At 41.5% G+C, this 17,805-nt stretch carries 17 protein-coding genes; 11 read left to right on the plus strand and 6 right to left on the minus strand.

What is annotated here, in order from left to right:
- Positions 1-14 precede the first annotated feature (14 nt).
- Complete coding sequence (locus tag ACXAC4_RS13935) at positions 15-260, minus strand: helix-turn-helix domain-containing protein (RefSeq protein ID WP_058030897.1); 246 nt, start codon at positions 258-260, stop codon at positions 15-17.
- Between the two features lie 310 nt (positions 261-570).
- Here ACXAC4_RS13935 and ACXAC4_RS13940 point away from each other — a divergent pair, with 310 nt between their 5' ends.
- A complete protein-coding gene (locus ACXAC4_RS13940; RefSeq protein ID WP_171040825.1) occupies positions 571-747 on the plus strand; it encodes a hypothetical protein in 177 nt (58 codons plus the stop codon).
- 44 nt (positions 748-791) lie between these two features.
- Here the strand turns inward: ACXAC4_RS13940 and erpA are convergent, their stop codons facing one another.
- Positions 792-1,130 (minus strand): iron-sulfur cluster insertion protein ErpA, encoded by a 339-nt coding sequence (gene erpA / locus ACXAC4_RS13945; protein WP_058030898.1) that lies wholly within the window; start codon positions 1,128-1,130, stop codon positions 792-794.
- 183 nt (positions 1,131-1,313) lie between these two features.
- Between erpA and ACXAC4_RS13950 the strand changes: the two genes are divergently transcribed.
- The 5 genes from ACXAC4_RS13950 to ACXAC4_RS13970 all read left to right on the plus strand — a co-directional run bounded on the left by ACXAC4_RS13950 (position 1,314) and on the right by ACXAC4_RS13970 (position 8,079).
- Entirely contained in the window at positions 1,314-2,990 is a 1,677-nt protein-coding gene (locus tag ACXAC4_RS13950) for a chloride channel protein (RefSeq protein WP_138480191.1), read from the plus strand.
- 12 nt (positions 2,991-3,002) lie between these two features.
- On the plus strand, positions 3,003-3,437 hold the full coding sequence (locus ACXAC4_RS13955; protein ID WP_475162636.1) for a CopD family protein: 435 nt from the start codon (positions 3,003-3,005) through the stop codon (positions 3,435-3,437).
- Between the two features lie 355 nt (positions 3,438-3,792).
- Positions 3,793-4,809 carry an aspartate carbamoyltransferase gene (locus ACXAC4_RS13960; RefSeq protein ID WP_404393484.1) on the plus strand — a complete coding sequence of 339 codons (1,017 nt, stop codon included), beginning with the start codon at positions 3,793-3,795 and terminating at the stop codon, positions 4,807-4,809.
- Positions 4,810-4,824: 15 nt separating this feature from the next.
- A complete protein-coding gene (hemL, locus tag ACXAC4_RS13965; RefSeq protein WP_475162640.1) occupies positions 4,825-6,105 on the plus strand; it encodes a glutamate-1-semialdehyde 2,1-aminomutase in 1,281 nt (426 codons plus the stop codon).
- 132 nt (positions 6,106-6,237) lie between these two features.
- On the plus strand, positions 6,238-8,079 hold the full coding sequence (locus ACXAC4_RS13970) for a methyl-accepting chemotaxis protein (RefSeq protein WP_475162642.1): 1,842 nt from the start codon (positions 6,238-6,240) through the stop codon (positions 8,077-8,079).
- A 152-nt stretch (positions 8,080-8,231) separates the two neighbouring features.
- On the opposite strand, the gene mrcB is transcribed toward ACXAC4_RS13970, so the two are convergent.
- From mrcB to ACXAC4_RS13985, 3 genes are all read right to left on the minus strand, one after another.
- Positions 8,232-10,592, minus strand: coding sequence for a penicillin-binding protein 1B (gene mrcB / locus ACXAC4_RS13975; protein WP_475162645.1), 2,361 nt, complete (start codon positions 10,590-10,592; stop codon positions 8,232-8,234).
- Positions 10,593-10,816: 224 nt separating this feature from the next.
- A complete protein-coding gene (locus ACXAC4_RS13980) occupies positions 10,817-12,046 on the minus strand; it encodes an ammonium transporter (protein WP_138480180.1) in 1,230 nt (409 codons plus the stop codon).
- An 11-nt stretch (positions 12,047-12,057) separates the two neighbouring features.
- A complete protein-coding gene (locus ACXAC4_RS13985) occupies positions 12,058-12,396 on the minus strand; it encodes a P-II family nitrogen regulator (protein ID WP_130254678.1) in 339 nt (112 codons plus the stop codon).
- Between the two features lie 278 nt (positions 12,397-12,674).
- On the opposite strand from ACXAC4_RS13985, the gene ACXAC4_RS13990 reads away from it, so the two are divergent.
- From ACXAC4_RS13990 to serA, 5 genes are all read left to right on the plus strand, one after another.
- A complete protein-coding gene (locus tag ACXAC4_RS13990; RefSeq protein ID WP_475162651.1) occupies positions 12,675-14,180 on the plus strand; it encodes a S10 family peptidase in 1,506 nt (501 codons plus the stop codon).
- Between the two features lie 106 nt (positions 14,181-14,286).
- Positions 14,287-14,826 carry a hypothetical protein gene (locus tag ACXAC4_RS13995; RefSeq protein WP_475162654.1) on the plus strand — a complete coding sequence of 180 codons (540 nt, stop codon included), beginning with the start codon at positions 14,287-14,289 and terminating at the stop codon, positions 14,824-14,826.
- Between the two features lies 1 nt (position 14,827).
- Positions 14,828-15,433 (plus strand): 5-formyltetrahydrofolate cyclo-ligase, encoded by a 606-nt coding sequence (locus ACXAC4_RS14000; protein WP_475162657.1) that lies wholly within the window; start codon positions 14,828-14,830, stop codon positions 15,431-15,433.
- 92 nt (positions 15,434-15,525) lie between these two features.
- The gene (gene rpiA, locus ACXAC4_RS14005) at positions 15,526-16,182 is read left to right on the plus strand and encodes a ribose-5-phosphate isomerase RpiA (protein ID WP_475162659.1); all 657 of its coding nucleotides are present in this window, start codon (positions 15,526-15,528) and stop codon (positions 16,180-16,182) included.
- 9 nt (positions 16,183-16,191) lie between these two features.
- The gene (serA, locus tag ACXAC4_RS14010; RefSeq protein ID WP_475162661.1) at positions 16,192-17,421 is read left to right on the plus strand and encodes a phosphoglycerate dehydrogenase; all 1,230 of its coding nucleotides are present in this window, start codon (positions 16,192-16,194) and stop codon (positions 17,419-17,421) included.
- Positions 17,422-17,512: 91 nt separating this feature from the next.
- On the opposite strand, the gene ACXAC4_RS14015 is transcribed toward serA, so the two are convergent.
- Positions 17,513-17,785, minus strand: a complete 273-nt coding sequence (locus ACXAC4_RS14015; protein WP_058030911.1) for an oxidative damage protection protein — start codon at positions 17,783-17,785, stop codon at positions 17,513-17,515.
- Positions 17,786-17,805 lie beyond the last annotated feature (20 nt).

Here is a 17,805-nt window from a genome sequence, read left to right on the forward strand (position 1 = left end):
TTAGGTGTTAAAACTTATGCTTCTTCTTTATTAAGTAAGCTTAAGCCTTCATACGGATCCACTTCTAGTGCTTCACAGTAACGAAGAAACTCAATCACGTCTAAACGACGTTCTTGGTTTTCAATTTTGCCAATAAATGAATGTGGAGTTCCTAAAACTTGCGCAAGGCTACGCATTGTATGGCCTTTCTCATGACGCTTGCTTTTAAGCCACTTAGTTAACTTACCGTTTTCTTCAGAAGAAACCGTTTTACCCATCATAATGTTACATCTCCTACTCGATGATTTTATTGTTTCTTTAAGTTGAAATATGCCCGTCTCAACTTAACATATACTGTATATCACAGTGCGACATGGTAAATCCAGAGTTTGTACCCATGTCCCAAAATAGGTATAGACTATATTTTGCGTCTACACTAATAAAAATAATAAATTTAATGATAAATATTAGAGCATTAACTTTACACTTAATACAAACTAATTAACTTTTTATTCTAAAAAGATGAATAAATAAATTTTCTTAGAAGATTATTGACTAAAGCTAAATTAAATTTTCGCTAAAAGGAAAACTATGATTAGAGTACTTTTTTTACTGCCCATTATGCTATGCATACTTTGGTATTGGTTTTTGAAAAGCCAAGGGGTGCCTATTAAGCAAGGGAAGAAAGGATTTATTTATATTCTTTCATTTAGCGTATTTGTACTGAGCTTCTTCGCACTCATGATTTGGGTCACGCAAAGCCCATAAAAAAAGCCACGCGACTGCGTGGCTTTTTAAATAAATTACTGTGTTTAAACACTGAAGCTTGCACCACAACCACAAGTTGTAGTCGCATTTGGGTTATTAACAAAAAAGCGTGCGCCTTCTAACCCTTCGGTGTAATCAACAATACCATCTACAAGATATTGAATACTCATTGGGTCAACAACCATGGATACGCCATTTTTCTCAATTTCCAAATCGCCCGGATTCACTTTCTCATCGAATGTGAAACCATATTGGAAACCAGAGCAACCACCACCTGTCACGTATACACGTAGTTTTAAATCTGGGTTTTCTTCTTCTGCAACAAGCTCTTTCACACGCTTTGCTGCAGCGTCGCTAAATTGAATTGGTAACTGATCAGACATGCTCTCGACCCTTAATTCTGATAATGGCGCGATTATCTAATACCCGAGTATTTTAATCAAGTAATCCGTTTGTAGAATACTCAGTAACAACTTGCTAGAAAAGCTATCTTCTTTGCGCTAAAACAAGACGAAAACCAATTTATTTGATACACTTAGGGGTCTGTTTTTTATCGGAATAAAGCCATGTCTCTGGACGCCCTTAGGCGCCAATTAGCCAAGCCAAAAACCTCTGTTCAGTTATGCTTACTAGGTGTCGCTGCAGGTTTAATCGCTGCAATTTTAATTATCTTATTTAGGCTTACGATTTATGGCGTGCAAAGTTTATTTCTAGACTCCCCGGATGACTTTACACAACTACCAGAGCATTTAAGAGTTAGCCTACCCGTTTTAGCGGCTTTTTTGATTGCTTTGTTTGCTGCTATGACTGGCTTCAAGCATTACCGACTAGGTATACCTTTTGTTATTCACCGCATTAAGCATCACTATGGGCAAATGCCGATTTGGAATACTGCAAACCAATTTTTTGGTGGAGCATTAGCACTAATTAGCGGTTTTTCAGTTGGTCGAGAAGGCCCTTCTGTACATATGGGTGCAACCGGCGCTAGTGTGTTATCTGAACGACTACACTTGCCTTGGAATGCAGCAAGAACCCTTTCTGGGTGTGGTGTTGCTGCTGGCATTGCCGCCTCATTCAATACACCTCTAGCTGCCGTTATCTTTGTAATGGAAGTCGTACTGCGTGAATATAAAGTACATATATTCGTGCCTATCATGCTTGCCGCTGTCACGGGCGCGTTAGCCACACAATTTGTATTTGGTCATGATACCGAGCTCGCCCTTATCAGTGTCACACCCTTGAGCTTTTGGCATTATCCGTATTTGGTAATTTGTGGTGTTATTTTAGGAGCTGTCGCCTTTGCATTTAACCAGAACCTAATGATGATCATCCGCACATTTAAGCCTTTAAGCATGTTCCCTCGCTTAATGCTAGCAGGGTTAATTGCCGGTTTAATCGGTAATCTAGTACCTCAAGCTATGGGCTCTGGTATGAGTGCCATTACGCTGGCAGTTACATCACCTGAAAACATTCAATTACTCACGACTATTTTAATAGCCAAGTTACTAGCAACTTTATTTGCGATTGGTTTAGGTATCCCTGGAGGGTTAATCGGCCCTGTCATAGGTTTAGGTGTTGTAATGGGCACCTTAATGTCTTATTTCGGGCAATTTATTAGCCCTGACCAGCACATTGCAGGTACATATAGCGTACTAGGTATGGCGGGCTTACTAGCTGCAACTTTGCATGCCCCACTAGCAGCCCTAACAGCCGTGATGGAGTTAACTGCCAGCCCACAAATTATCGTCCCTGCGATGTTAGTGATTTCAACCGCATACGTGACGGCATTACAAGTATTTGGAAATCGTTCTATTTTCTTACAACAACTTGATTTCCAAGGCTTAGCTTACCAAGTGTCACCCGCCAGTGAAGTACTGCAAAAAGTGGGAATTGTTGAAGAGATGAATGAGCAATTCAAGCTACTCTACTCTGATGACAAAGAGCAAATAAAAGAGTCGCTGTCTGCGGTAAATAGCCACACGCCACTTATCGTGTTTGATGAACAAAATGGCTATCGACTGGCAGAATACGATTTAAGTTTGATGTCTGACGACTCTATGAATATTTCTTATATTCCGATGCAAGGCTTAAGTAGCCAGGCAACCATGTCAGACGCTTTTGATTTATTAAACGATAAACGAAGTGGCGCCGTATATGTGTTTAATCAAAAAGATGAACACCATGTTATGGGTGTGGTCCGCTGGGATCAGATCCGTCAAATTCTAACAATAAGAACCAGTTAAACTGGAGGCTAAATGACAGCATTACTTATATATAAAGCACTGCATATTTTCTTTATGGTGGCATGGTTTGCCGGTATTTTTTACCTGCCCCGCTTATTTGTATATCACGCTATCAACCAAGAACCACCTTGTAGTGCCATGTTAAAAGTGATGGAGCGCAGATTACTGTTCTTTGTAACGCCTTTTGCTTTACTCACTTTGGTTTTTGGTCTGTTAATGATTTTTGAGTACGGTCGAGAGTGGTTTAAATATAACCTCTGGCTACATTACAAGCTTGCCTTAGTGATCATCCTTTATATTTACCACGGCTACTGCTTTAAACTGCTTGCCGATTTCAAACATGATAGAAATACGCGCAGTGATCGCTTTTATCGGATCTTTAATGAATTTCCGGTGTTATTGCTTTTAGCGATAATCATGCTGGCAATACTCAAACCTAGCTTTTAATTAACCTGAACTTTGGTTAAGAGATTTACTAACGTATTGATATTGAAATGATAAGTAACTTTTTCAAATCTGCAGCCGGAGACTTTTAGCGATAACACCGCTCACGCGTCCTGCTATCGCTAAGGTACCTACATCCATATAGGCAAGGCGAATTTACGCGTCAATAGCTGGTCTATTGCAAGTAAATTCAACGCAGTTAACGTTGAAAGTAGCCGCTGAAGATAGATTTATTATCCAGAGCTCAGGTTAATTATGCTATTATGCGGCGCCAAGTCAGCCAGTCTTGGCCTGCTAAATATATTGGTTGAAAGCCTCGCTTTTAATCGCTCGTCATTTTCTGATTAGGGATCGCCTCATGTTAAGTTTCCAAGGTGAAAATATTCTCTCTGTAAATCAATTAAACAGAGATGCCATTGAACAGATCTTTGCTGTAGCAAAGAAAATGGAACCATATGCTAAAAAGCAAAAACGTACCAATGTGCTTGAAGGTGCTGTTCTAGCTAACCTATTTTTTGAGCCAAGTACACGTACGCGTGTCAGCTTTGGTACTGCGTTCAATTTACTAGGTGGTTTGGTTCGTGAAACGACGGGCATGCAAAGCTCAGCTCTAGCTAAAGGTGAATCCTTATACGATACCGCGCGCGTTATTTCAGCTTATGCAGATGCAGTTGCTATGCGTCACCCAGATGCGGGTTCTGTAGCTGAATTTGCTACAGGTTCTGATGTGCCAGTTATCAACGGTGGTGATGGTCCAAATGAGCACCCTACGCAGGCATTACTTGACCTTTTAACCATAGATAAAGAACTTCACCGCTTTGAGCGTGGCATCGATGGCATGCACATTGCGCTAGTAGGCGACTTAAAATACGGCCGTACCGTACATTCTTTATCAAAACTGTTGTGCCACTATAAAGATGTTAAATTCACTATGGTTGCACCTGATGGCTTACAAATGCCTGACTATATTCTTGATACTGTATCGAACGCGGGTCATCAAATCGAACTGGTTTCGAAAATGGAAGGTAACCTAGCTGCTGATATCGTTTATCAAACACGTATACAAGAAGAACGCTTCCCGTCTCAAGAAGAAGCCAACAAATACCGTGGTGGCTTTAGAATTAGCCAAGCAATTTATAATGCACACTGCAAGCCAACTTCAGTTCTAATGCACCCACTGCCACGCGATAGCCGCAGTGATGCGAACGAGCTAGACAATGATTTAAACAATAACGACAACTTAGCAATTTTCCGCCAAGTACAAAATGGCGTATTGATCCGTATGGCGTTATTCGCGTTAACTTTAGGCGTTGAAAACCAAGTACAAAACTACGAAGTAGAAGTACCTTGGTTCAGCCGTAAACGTAACAGTTAAAATAGGACTATATACATGACAATTAGCCAAGATTTATTTTCTCGTGCTCAAGAATCAATTCCTGGTGGCGTTAACTCACCAGTGCGAGCATTCAATGGTGTAGGTGGCACGCCGCTATTCATCACCAATGCTGAAGGTCCTTATACATACGACGCTGACGATAAAAAATACATCGATTATGTGGGCTCTTGGGGCCCTATGATCTTAGGTCACAACCACCCAGAAATTAAGCAAGCAGTTTTAGAAGCTGTTGAGCGCGGCCTTAGTTACGGTGCCCCAACTGAAACTGAAATCTTGATGGCTGAGAAAGTAAAAGAGCTAGTGCCATCAATCGAAAAAGTACGCATGGTAAGCTCAGGTACTGAAGCGACAATGAGTGCTATTCGTCTTGCTCGTGGTTTCACAGGCCGTGACAAAATTCTAAAGTTTGAAGGCTGTTACCATGGTCACGCTGATTCACTATTAGTTAAAGCTGGCTCTGGTGCCTTAACCATGGGTGTGCCTAACTCTCCAGGCATTCCTGCTGATTTCGCTAAGCACACATTAACGGTAGCGTTCAACGACATTGAGCAAGTTAAAGCTATCTTCAATGAGTACAAAGACGAAATCGCTTGTATTATCGTCGAACCTGTTGCGGGCAACATGAACTGTATTCCGCCAGTTGAAGGTTTCCTTGAAGGACTTCGCGCAGTATGTGATGAGCACAAATCAGTGCTTATTTTTGACGAAGTCATGACAGGCTTCCGTGTTGCACTAGGTGGCGCACAGGCTTACTACAACATTCAGCCTGATCTAACCTGTTTAGGTAAAGTGATCGGCGGCGGTATGCCAGTGGGTGCTTTCGGTGGTAAAAAAGAAATCATGGATTTCATCGCGCCAGTAGGTCCTGTATATCAAGCTGGTACTCTATCAGGTAACCCTATTGCTATGGCCGCTGGTTTAAAAGCACTTGAGCTATTAAGCCAAGGTAACTTACACCAAGAGCTTGAAGCAAAGAGCAAAGCACTGTGCGAAGGTTTCCAACAAGCTGCTGATGAAGCGGGTATCCCACTGACTACTAACTATGTGGGTGGCATGTTTGGTTTCTTCTTCACAACTGCTGAGTCTGTAAATAGCTATCAGCAAGCAACTGAATGCGACCTAGAGCGCTTTAAACAGTTCTTCCATTTAATGCTTGAAGAAGGTGTTTATCTTGCCCCTTCTGCTTTTGAAGCTGGCTTTGTAAGCTCAATGCACACAGACGCTGATATTGCAGACACGATTGCCGCAGCTACAAAAGTATTTAAAAAGTTATAAGAAGTTTTGTAGCAATAAATTAAAAGCCCACATTTGTGGGCTTTTTTGTTTTTTAAAGAAAAAAAAATAATTTTGAACTAAAATTAAAACTTGCTCGGTCTATCTAATACACACAATTAATAAGTGACGCTCATGCAAGGATCAAAAACGCTTTTCTCACCCGCTATTTCTTTAATGGCCAACTTGAAATATAAAAGCAAAATCAGTCTAATTTTTGGTATTTTACTTGTTCCACTCAGTGTCAGCTTATTCTTCTTAAGCTCTATTCTCAGCCAAAATATTGCGCTCACACAGCAGCAACAAAGTGGTTTAGCGCTATACCCCGCACTTTTACAAAATATAATGTCTGAAAATAAGCAGGCAAATCGTCAATTAGCCAGAGGAAATGGCTTTATTATCACAGATAGCGCGCAACAACACGCGCTCGAACAAGTCTCTATTCAATCAAAACTCGCCATCGATGGCGATATTGCACGCTCTTACATAAACCGTTCTTTGGTTGAGTCTGTTCCGAGCTTAATTGAGCAAATAAATCTCACTTCTGAGCAAGCATCATTGGTGATCCAAGCGGGTTCATTTACCCCAGATACCTTTATTGCCCTCTCGAATTACAATAAATCATTGCCCGGTTACGCTAAACGCTTAGAAGGTAAATTGGCGGTGGCTATCTCAGATAATCAAACTGTAAAATCATCGCTATCACAGCAACTAGATAAGGTGACACGTTCCGTACAGGCTTTTAAAAATAGCATTCAAAACAATCTGCTTGACCCTGATGAATTACAATTATCACAAAGCCAATTCAATAATTTAAAAAGTGATACGCTTGAACAAGTAAGTATGCTCATTAATACGGCAACCCCACTTTTAAAAGCATTACTAAATGAACGCTTATCATCTCAACAAATGATCAGAAACAGTGTCGTGCTCGCTGCAGTAGTGTCACTACTGCTTGCAAGTTACCTTATGTTCGGCTTTTACTTTGCCGTGGTAGACAATATTCGCGCATTTGAATACAACGCAAGTAAAGCTGCACAAGGTGATTTAAGCGCCAAAGCTACAGCGATTGGTAATGACGAAATGAGCATTATTGCCTACCAATACAATCAGGTACTTGATGCAATGGTTAATCTGCTTGGTGATGTAAAAAGTACCAGTGGCAACCTGCAAAATGCCACCAGCAAACTCAATGAAATCAGCCAAAGTACGCGTGAAGATGTCAGTCAGCAACAGCAAAATATTGGCACCATTGTAGAAGCGTTAGAAGCAATGAATAATGCTGCTACCTCTGTTGAGCATTCAGCCCAAGAAGCAACACAATTGGCAAGCACAGCGGCAAGTCATGTAAAGCAAGGCAGTGAAAACACGACAGAACTTGCTCAGCATATGACTATGTTGCAACAAGAATTTGAAGAAAGTCGACAAGCACTTGATAAGCTCGCACAAGATAGCCAAGATATTAGTAAGGTCAGTGTCGCAATCAGTGAAATAGCCGAACAAACCAATTTACTCGCGCTTAATGCTGCTATTGAGGCAGCTCGTGCTGGTGAGCAAGGGCGTGGCTTTGCCGTTGTTGCCGATGAGGTCAGGACACTTGCTAAACGAACTCAGCAGCAAACTGAAGAAATTCACACCATCATTAATGCACTTCAACAAGCTTCAAATACAACACAAGACAAAATGCGTCGAAGTGTTGAGCAAATGGAGCAAGGTGTGCTTGCAGCAGAAAAAACTAATCAGGTGTTACAAGAAGCCCAAACCAGCATGGTCGACATAGATAATCAGGGGCAGCATATTAGTGTGTTAGTCCAGCAACAGTCTCAAGCCACTCAACAAGCTTTGAGCGATGCGACCACCATTAATAATGTTGCTCAACACACTCTTGAATCTGCAATCGCCACTCAAGATGATGCCCATGCGCTTGCAGCCATGAGCACTCAGCTAAATGGAGCCGTTAAACAGTTTAGGTTTTAAAAGTATAACCGACATACAACAGAGTCAGTGATTGCAACCTAATAGTATGATGCCCATACACTTGCACGCATGAGCTCTCATTTTGAGGGTGCAGTTAAGAAACTCCAATTTTAGTGATGCTGTTTAGCTCTTTTATAATAGGTAACGCCAATTTATGAACAAGTTGGCGTTGGGTTAAACAGCTCTCGCCTAATAGGCAACTGTATAACCTTACCGCAACTTGGTGCAGCCTGACGGCCTGTTTTTGGGTTTACAAACGCCCAGCGCACACCGTCCGGTCTCTGATCGGCTATTGCCTGTGGGTTAAGTGGTTTCAGATAGCGAATGTATAACTCAAGTGCACCACTAGACCCAGTCAAACCTGTTGGTTTGTTATCATCTCGTCCTAGCCAAGTAACAGTAACTGTATTGTGATCGAACCCTGCAAACCAGCTATCTCTTAAATCATTACTGGTGCCTGTTTTGCCTGCAAGCTGGATAGACGGAAAGTGAAGATTAATACGCTTTGCAGTGCCATCTTTGGTGACTCTTTTTAAACCGTAATTGGTCATATAAATCGATTCTTCAGCAAAACGTTGCTCTGAGCGCGTTCGATGCTCATACAATACTCGCCCAACCGAATTGGTCATAGCAGCAATACTAGTAAGTGGCTGATAGCGACCTTGTCTGGCAATGGTGCTATACATCTGTGCCACATCGAATGAAGAAAGCTCCAGAGCGCCAAGAAGTAACGAAGGGTATTGTTCAACCTGCTGCTTAATACCTAACTCACTCAGTGTTTCAGCAACTTTATGCACACCAATATCTAAACCTAGGTTAACCGCCGGAATATTAATACTTTTACTAAACGCTTCATAAAGCGGCATTTCGCCTCTAAATTTATGATCAAAGTTTTCAGGGGTCCATACATCACCTGAGCTATCTTTAACCTCTAGCGGCCCATCGTCCAATAATGTGCCAAGGTTGTGAGTATTTTGCTCAAAGGCCGAAAGATATATTGCAGGCTTCACTAATGACCCCACTTGTCGCTTGGTATCGAGTGCGCGGTTTAAACCACTAAAGCGCATATCTCGGCCAGCAACCAAAGCAGACACCCCCGCTTTCTCAAGGCTGACTGAGAGCATCGCGGTTTCAAGTTTTTCAGTTTTATATTTACGTTCTAGATAAGGTAAGCCTTTGCGCACAGACTCTTCCATTGCGGCTTGTTTTTGTAAATCGAAATACGTAAATATCCTCACACCAGCATTAATGACTTGCTGATCAGGTAACAGCTCCTTTAGCTCTCGATTTACCAACTCTAGGTAACCTGGATAATTTTGTTGTCGGTCACGGCTTAAAGGTTCAACTTTAATGGGCCTTTCTAATGACTGACGATATTCATTGGTACTTAAATACCCATTTTCTGCTAGCAATCTGAGTACCAGATCACGACGTTCTTGGGCGCGTTCTGGGTAACGTCTCGGATTATAATAAGAAGGCCCTTTGACCATAGCTACAAGTAACGCAATTTGGTCAAACTCAAGCTCATCGACAGGCTTAGCAAAGTAAAACTCCGCTGCCAGTCCCATACCATGTACGCCTTGATTATATGCCTGCCCTAAATACACCTCGTTTAAATAGGCTTCTAAAATGGCGTCCTTGCTGTATCTGAAGTCTAAGATCATCGCTATTAAGGCTTCATTGATCTTTCGCGTAAGAGTGCGTTCTCGGGTTAGGTAGAAGTTTTTAGCTAACTGCTGGGTCAGTGTACTGCCGCCTTGCACCGTTCTTCCTGCTTTAATATTGGTATAAAGCGCTCTAAGAATAGACATCACTGATACACCATGGTGTTCATAGAAGTTTCTATCTTCCACAACCAGTAACGCATCTTTTAAAATAGTGGGAAATTTATCGAGTGGTACAAACTCTCTGTCTTGCTTTGAGTCATTACCAATACGAGCTATTTGTACGGGCTCTAAGCGAGCTTTAGGCACTCGACGACCAGACTCATTGACTATACTGGCTAATTTTTTACCAGCAAAATTTAAGGTAAATACTTTGCCTTGCTCAACACCATCATAAAACTCAAAAGCGCGTCGATAAATACGGATAGTTCGCCCTTCAACCACATACTGGCCTGTGCGGCTAAGTTGATTTACTTCTGAATAATTTAAGCGCTTTAATTCCCAAAGCACTTCTTTTTCTGACAAATATTGATCAGGACGAAAATCCATCGTTCGGGCATAGACCTGCACTGGCAACTGCCATTTATTCCCTTCAAATTGCTTAGTCACTTTGGCATCAAGATAAATCACATAAAAAGCTAACACCGCGATTACTGCGATACTGCCTTTCCAAAATAAACGCCAAAGTCCTAGCAAGGTTCTTTGTTTGAATTTAGCAAATCTGCCTTTGGACTGTTTTGTAGTTTTATTCGTTGTTTTTTTTGTGCTTTTCGATTTAGGCGCAGCGCTTTTTTTCGGTGTTGCTTTTTTTGTAGACGATTTTGGGGTAGGAGTCTTTTTTTCGGCCATGCCTTTATTCACGAATGGTTAATGCCAATTTAATCACCATAGATTACCTTAGATTAACAAGACCTGAAAGCCTAACTCATTGCTAAGTTAGGCTTGATTTTATTCAGTTTTCAAAATGCACACAGTGAATAACTCTCATCACATGAACACCACTCAGTAAATCTTAACTCGATACTTCTGATATTTGTTCTTCACTCACTGTGTGCAAATTGAAACTTTGATAACTATTGACCGCGAACCGTAACAAACTCTGGATAAGCATCAACACCACAGTCATGTTGGTCCATACCTGACAACTCTTCTTCTTCGCCAACTCGAATACCCATTGTTGACTTTAAGATAGCCCATACAATGTAAGAAGCGATGAATACGAAAGCAAAGATACTGACTAGACCGATTAACTGTGTCACAAAGTTCGCATCGCCATTTGAAAGTGGTACTAACATGATGCCTAATGCGCCACAGGTACCGTGTACAGAAATCGCACCTACCGGGTCATCAATCTTAGCCTTATCAAGGAACACGATACTGAATACCACCAGTGAACCACCTAATGCACCCAGCAGTACTGCCAGAGTCGGTGATGGTGAAGCTGGCTCTGCAGTGATTACAACTAAGCCCGCTAATGCACCATTTAAAATCATAGTTAAATCTGCTTTACCCCAAAGTACTTTGCACACTAGCAGAGCAGCAATCGCACCTGCCGCTGCCGCAGCATTGGTATTCACAAGAATTTGACTCACTGCAACCGCATTTGCTTTATCTGCAATGAATAACTGCGAACCACCGTTAAAACCAAACCAGCCCATCCAAAGAATAAATGTACCTAGTGTTGCAAGTGGCATATTTGAACCAGGGATTGGATAAACTTCACCGTTCTTACCATATTTACCTTTACGAGCACCTAGTAGTAATACGCCTGCTAATGCAGCTGCCGCACCAGCACCATGAACAATCGCAGAGCCTGCAAAGTCTACAAAGCCCATTTCAGATAAGAAGCCGCCGCCCCAAGTCCAGAAACCTTCGATTGGGTAAATTAGGCCTGTTAAAACAACCGTGAATGCTAAGAAAGCCCATAACTTCATTCGCTCCGCAACTGCACCTGATACAATTGACATTGCAGTAGCCACAAATACAACTTGGAAGAAGAAATCAGCTTCTAATGCATGAGTTGCATCATCTGCGGCACTACCAATTAGCGCACCAAAATTCGGCACGATGCCACCAGCTGTATTATCGACGTACATAATGTTGTAACCCACCAGCAAGAACATAGTACAAGCGATGGCATAGAGCGCGATGTTTTTTGTTAGAATTTCAGTGGTGTTTTTTGAGCGAACTAAACCCGCCTCAAGCATGGCAAAACCCGCTGCCATCCACATAACCAATACGCCAGAGATCAGAAAGTAAAAAGTATTTAAAGAGAACTTGAGTTCTATGATGCTGTTTTCCATTGTTATTGCTCCTAAATCGCTTCTTCGTCGAATTCACCAGTACGGATACGTACAATTTGGTCTAGGTCATACACAAAAATCTTACCGTCACCGATTTTTCCGGTGCGAGCGACTTCACTTAAGGTGTTAACAATACGCTCTGCGTTTTCGCTTTGTGTTGCGATTTCAACTTTGATTTTTGGAATAAAATCAACTTGATATTCAGCACCTCGGTAAAGCTCAGTATGACCGCGTTGACGACCAAAACCCTTTACGTCAACAACCGTCATACCTTCCACACCTAGCTCCGATAATGCTTCTCTGACTTCATCAAGTTTGAATGGCTTGATGATAGCGCTGATCATTTTCATATTGCCCCCTTCGACATTGTGATGCGTTATGTTGGCAATGAATAATCAAGCTCTATACCAAAATTAAAACTTTAAAAAATACATAACGTTAACAATTTAAGAACATTTAAAATTAGATAAAATGCACCAATTAAGTGCGTAGTTATGCAAATTGAACTGAGCTGGTGCATAAATTTCAATCACTTTTACACCCATCTCAATTTGCCCATACTTGAACTCATAAACTTTGCATATTCAGTAAGAGCAGAACATTATTTAGTTTCGGAGGACATAAACTAATGAAACTAATAACCATCATCATCAGTGCAGCATTGCTGATCGGCCAAACGGTTAATGCAAGTGAACATAACCGCCAGATCGGCATAGACAACCAAGTTGTCACAAAACATAAAACTAAAATTCTTGGTGAGAGAATTAATTACACTGCGACCACAGGGACTCAGCCAGTATGGGATGAGGAAGGTCACCCGATCGCCACTTTACATTACACCTATTACAAAAAAACCGATGTTAAAGACCTAAGTAAGCGCCCACTACTAATCTCCTTTAATGGTGGTCCTGGCTCTGCGTCAGTGTGGATGCATATTGCTTACACTGGCCCTAAAACTTTAAATATCGATACTGAAGGTTACCCAGTTCAACCGTACGGTGTACAAACCAACCCTTACTCAGTTTTAGACGTAGCCGACATTGTTTTCGTAAACCCAGTTAATACTGGCTATTCGCGAGTTTTACCAAACAAAGATGGAAAAATGCCTAGTAAGGCAGAGCAGAAAAAGCGTTTCTTTGGCGTTAATGCTGATATCAAATACCTCGCTGAATGGCTAAACACTTTTGTGAATCGCAACAACCGCTTTTTATCACCTAAGTTTTTAATTGGTGAAAGCTATGGAACTACACGTGTATCAGGTCTTGCTCACGAACTACAAAACAGCCAATGGATGTACTTAAATGGCGTGGTATTGGTTTCACCTACCGACATTGGCATTAAACGCCAAGGCCCAGTAAAGGCTGCAAATCGCTTACCTTACTATGCGGCGGCTGCTTGGTACCACAAAGCTTTAGCGCCAGAGTTACAAAATAAAGACTTGTTAGACATGTTAGACGAAGTTGAAACTTACACCATTAACCAATACCTACCAGCATTGGCAAAAGGTGCATTTATCAGCGATGCTGAAAAGCAACAAACAATTAAGCAAGTTGCTAAGTTCAGTGGTTTATCAGAAACCTTTGTCGCTCAGAACAATTTAGATATTCCAACCAGCGCTTTTTGGAAAGAGCTGCTAAGAGACAGAGGCCAAACACTTGGCCGCTTAGATTCTCGTTATTTAGGTATTGATAAACGCGATGCAGGCAGCCGCCCTGACTACTGGCCTGAGCTAACCTCATGGCTACACTCTTTCACGCCAGCTATTAATTACTATCTACGTGAAGAGTTAAACTACAAAACCGATATTAAATACAATATGTTTGGTTCAGTGCATCCATGGGATCGCAGTAATAACAACACCGGTGAGCAACTACGCTTAGCCATGGCGCAAAATCCTTACCTTAATGTGTTAGTGCAAGCAGGATACTATGACGGTGCAACAAATTACTTCGATGCAAAATATACGATGTGGCAACTCGACCCAAGTGCAAAAATGCGTGACCGTTTAAGCTTTAAGGGTTATCGCTCTGGTCATATGATGTATTTACGTCGTGCTGATTTAGAGCAATCAAATCAAGACTTGCGTGAATTTATTCAAAACGCCCTACCTACAGGCAAATCAGCTAAGTACTAAAAACTTATACCATGGCCTTATATCTTGCTTATAAGGCCATACCTTCATTCGCATGTCTTTAAAATTTGGGTATACTCAAAGCATTAGCGAATTTAAGGATGTTTCCATGACTGACAAATACCGTGTTGTATTTGCCGGCTTCGATAGCAGCGTGAGTGAATCAGCCGCAATCGAGCAGCTCAGCTTAAAACTTAAAACAACGCCGCAAAAAATCACAGCGTTTACGCAAGGCAAATCTTTATTTGCCCCCAGCGAAAAAGCCAAATGCCTTAAACAAGTAAAGTTATTGGCCAGTTTCGGGTTACATGCCAAGCTGCAATCAGCAGAGAGCACTGCAAATAGCGCCAGCTCAATTCAAAACTCAAAAGATGAACGTATTCTAGAAGCCCTTGATTACATTACTTCTAGCCTTATTCGGATCGAAGAACGCTTAGAAGAATTAGAGCAACGTTTACCTTCACAAGAGATCGTGAAAGAAAATAAAGTCGATGATGATTGGCAAGAAGACGACCTTTTTGATGAACTTGAGCTTGATCCACCACCTAAACGCAGTAAAAAAGTGCAATATGGTCTTGGTATTGTACTCATCATTCTGTTGATCATATTAGCCATCGCACTTGCTTTCCCTGAACTAGTCGCTTTTTAACATGAATAAAATTCACAATTCAAAAATATCGCGTACTGAAATCAGAAAAAAAGTACGTGAAGCTAGAAGAAATCTAACTCCATCATTTCAAAATCAAGCTGAAGAAAATTTAACTATTAATTTTTCTCAACACATAAACCTCCCTAAAAAGGCCAAGATAGGGCTTTATCTAAGCAATGATGGCGAACTCAATACAAACAAGCTAATTCAAGAGCTTAGAGCTAAAAAACATCAAGTTTATCTACCTATAATTCACCCTTTCAACGGCGTCTCATTGCTATTCCAGCAATATGAAGAAAACTCACCCATGGTGGCGAATCGCTATGCTATCTTGGAACCTAAGCTGAATTGCAGCCAAATTTGCCCGCTTCCAGAATTAGATATTTTGCTAATGCCCTTAGTTGCATTTGATGAGCAAGGTAATCGACTTGGAATGGGCGGCGGCTACTACGATAGAACATTGGCAAAGCACTATGCTGAACAACGTGAGAAGCCTAAGTTAATTGGCCTTGCTCATGATTGTCAGAAAGTAGAAAGCTTACCAATAGAAGCATGGGATGTGCCTTTACAGCAGATTTTAACACCGACGAAGTTTTACCAGTGGTAAAACTTCAACGTTAAACGCTTAAAACACGTCATTTTGCCTAGGTTTTCGGTATACTTGCGTTGACAACTTTTGACAACAACCTTGGAACTGAAATGACTCAAGACGAAATGAAAAAAGCAGCGGCGTGGGCTGCACTAGAGTTTGTAGAAGAAGGCACGATTGTAGGTGTTGGTACAGGCTCTACGGTAAATCATTTTATTGATGCGTTAGGCAGCATTAAAGATGACATTAAAGGCGCAGTATCTAGCTCAGAAGCTTCTACTGAAAAGTTAAAAGCACTAGGCATTGAAGTTTACGAGTTAAACGATGTGGCTAAGCTAGACGTGTATGTTGACGGTGCTGATGAGATCAATGCACATAATGACATGATCAAAGGCGGTGGCGCAGCATTAACCCGTGAAAAAATCGTAGCGGCAGTAGCTGATAAGTTTATTTGTATTGTTGATAACACCAAATATGTAGAAACTTTGGGTACATTCCCACTACCAGTTGAAGTGATCCCTATGGCACGCAGTTATGTGGCAAGAGAACTGCTTAAACTAGGTGGCGATCCGGTTTACCGTCAGGGCGTGATCACTGATAACGGTAACGTGATCTTGGATGTTCACGGTCTAGAGATCAACGATGCAAAGCAGCTTGAGCAACAAATTAACCAAATCGTCGGCGTAGTTACCAACGGCTTATTTGCAGAGCGCGGCGCTGACATCGTTATCACAGGGACACCAGAAGGTCCTAAAATTGTAAAATAGGAATGAGTCATGAGTAAGGTTTCTTTAGCAAAAGAAAAGATCAAAATACTGTTGTTAGAGGGCGTACACCAAAGCGCAGTTGAAACCCTAAAGCGCAATGGGTATAGCAACATTGATTATGTTAAGACTTCCTTACCTGAAGATGAACTCATGGAACGTATTTCAGACGTTCACTTTGTGGGTATTCGCTCGCGTACTCACTTAAACCAACGCGTTATTGATGCTGCAGAAAAATTGGTCGCGGTAGGCTGCTTTTGTATTGGTACTAACCAAGTTGACCTTCAAGCGACTAAAGAGCGTGGTATAGCAGTATTTAACGCGCCATTTTCAAATACACGCTCAGTAGCAGAGCTTGTACTAGGTGAAATTCTTTTATTACTTCGTGGCATTCCACAGCGTAACGCCATGGCTCACCGTGGCGAGTGGTTCAAATCAGCAATTGGCTCTTATGAAGCACGTGGTAAAACCTTAGGTATTATTGGTTACGGCCACATCGGCACTCAACTTGGCATTATGGCCGAAAACATCGGTATGAAAGTTGAATTTTACGATATTGAAGACAAACTGACGCTAGGTAATGCACAACAAATTCAAAACCTAACACAACTTTTACAGCGCGCTGATGTAGTAAGCTTGCACGTACCAGAAACACCATCGACTAAAAACCTTATCGGCATGGCTGAGCTTGAAGTAATGAAGCAAGGTGCGATTTTAATTAATGCTTCTCGCGGTACAGTAGTCGATATCGATGCACTATCAGAATCTCTAAGAGATAAAAAGCTAGCTGGTGCTGCAATCGACGTATTCCCGGTAGAACCAAAATCTAACGACGAAGAGTTTGTTTCTCCACTGCGCGAATTTGATAATGTGATCTTAACGCCACACGTTGGTGGTTCGACACAAGAAGCGCAAGAAAACATTGGTATTGAAGTCGCAGGTAAACTGGCTAAATACTCAGATAACGGCTCTACACTAAGCGCGGTAAACTTCCCTGAAGTATCACTACCTGAACTTGCGAATCGAAGCCGTTTGTTACACGTTCACGTCAACCGCCCAGGTGTACTTACACAAATTAACCAAGCATTTGCTCAGCACGGCATCAACATTGCAGCTCAGTACCTACAAACCGACGACAAAATTGGTTATGTTGTTATTGATGTAGATACCGACCATTCTGAGGTTGCGCTGAAAGAGCTTAGCGCAGTTGAAGGTACTATCAGAGCACGTATTCTTCACTAATAGCAAATAGCCCCGAAAATAAGAAACAAATAAAAAGCCCCGCAAACTCAAGTTTGCGGGGCTTTCTAAATTGAGATAAAAATTAAGAAGATTATTTCTCCGGCGGACGATAGCCTTCGATTTCTACTTCTTTACCCTCAAATAAGAAACCAACCATTTGCTCTTCTAGCAACTGACGGTGATCTGGGTCCATCATGTTTAGGTGCTTTTCATTGATCAGCATAGTTTGCTTATGCTGCCACTGTTGCCAAGCTTCTTTAGAGATATTATTGAAAATCTTTTCACCCACTTCACCAGGGTAAAGTTGAAAAGCAAGGCCTTCAGCCTCTTTTTGTAATTTCTGACAAAACACTGTGCGTGCCATAATTCATCACCTAATTAAAT

It is taken from the genome of Pseudoalteromonas sp. AWM4_233 (assembly GCF_056158285.1).

Bases quoted from the DNA above. Each gene is read 5' to 3' on its own strand.
- ACXAC4_RS14015 (WP_058030911.1), bottom strand. From the start codon at position 17,785: ATGGCACGCACAGTGTTTTGTCAGAAATTACAAAAAGAGGCTGAAGGC.
- ACXAC4_RS13960 (WP_404393484.1), top strand. From the start codon at position 3,793: ATGTTAAGTTTCCAAGGTGAAAATATTCTCTCTGTAAATCAATTAAAC.
- ACXAC4_RS13970 (WP_475162642.1), top strand. From the start codon at position 6,238: ATGCAAGGATCAAAAACGCTTTTCTCACCCGCTATTTCTTTAATGGCC.
- mrcB (WP_475162645.1), bottom strand. From the start codon at position 10,592: ATGGCCGAAAAAAAGACTCCTACCCCAAAATCGTCTACAAAAAAAGCA.
- ACXAC4_RS13935 (WP_058030897.1), bottom strand. From the start codon at position 260: ATGATGGGTAAAACGGTTTCTTCTGAAGAAAACGGTAAGTTAACTAAG.
- ACXAC4_RS13995 (WP_475162654.1), top strand. From the start codon at position 14,287: ATGACTGACAAATACCGTGTTGTATTTGCCGGCTTCGATAGCAGCGTG.
- ACXAC4_RS13950 (WP_138480191.1), top strand. From the start codon at position 1,314: ATGTCTCTGGACGCCCTTAGGCGCCAATTAGCCAAGCCAAAAACCTCT.
- ACXAC4_RS13985 (WP_130254678.1), bottom strand. From the start codon at position 12,396: ATGAAAATGATCAGCGCTATCATCAAGCCATTCAAACTTGATGAAGTC.
- ACXAC4_RS13980 (WP_138480180.1), bottom strand. From the start codon at position 12,046: ATGGAAAACAGCATCATAGAACTCAAGTTCTCTTTAAATACTTTTTAC.
- erpA (WP_058030898.1), bottom strand. From the start codon at position 1,130: ATGTCTGATCAGTTACCAATTCAATTTAGCGACGCTGCAGCAAAGCGT.
- ACXAC4_RS13940 (WP_171040825.1), top strand. From the start codon at position 571: ATGATTAGAGTACTTTTTTTACTGCCCATTATGCTATGCATACTTTGG.
- serA (WP_475162661.1), top strand. From the start codon at position 16,192: ATGAGTAAGGTTTCTTTAGCAAAAGAAAAGATCAAAATACTGTTGTTA.
- rpiA (WP_475162659.1), top strand. From the start codon at position 15,526: ATGACTCAAGACGAAATGAAAAAAGCAGCGGCGTGGGCTGCACTAGAG.
- ACXAC4_RS13955 (WP_475162636.1), top strand. From the start codon at position 3,003: ATGACAGCATTACTTATATATAAAGCACTGCATATTTTCTTTATGGTG.
- hemL (WP_475162640.1), top strand. From the start codon at position 4,825: ATGACAATTAGCCAAGATTTATTTTCTCGTGCTCAAGAATCAATTCCT.
- ACXAC4_RS13990 (WP_475162651.1), top strand. From the start codon at position 12,675: ATGAAACTAATAACCATCATCATCAGTGCAGCATTGCTGATCGGCCAA.
- ACXAC4_RS14000 (WP_475162657.1), top strand. From the start codon at position 14,828: ATGAATAAAATTCACAATTCAAAAATATCGCGTACTGAAATCAGAAAA.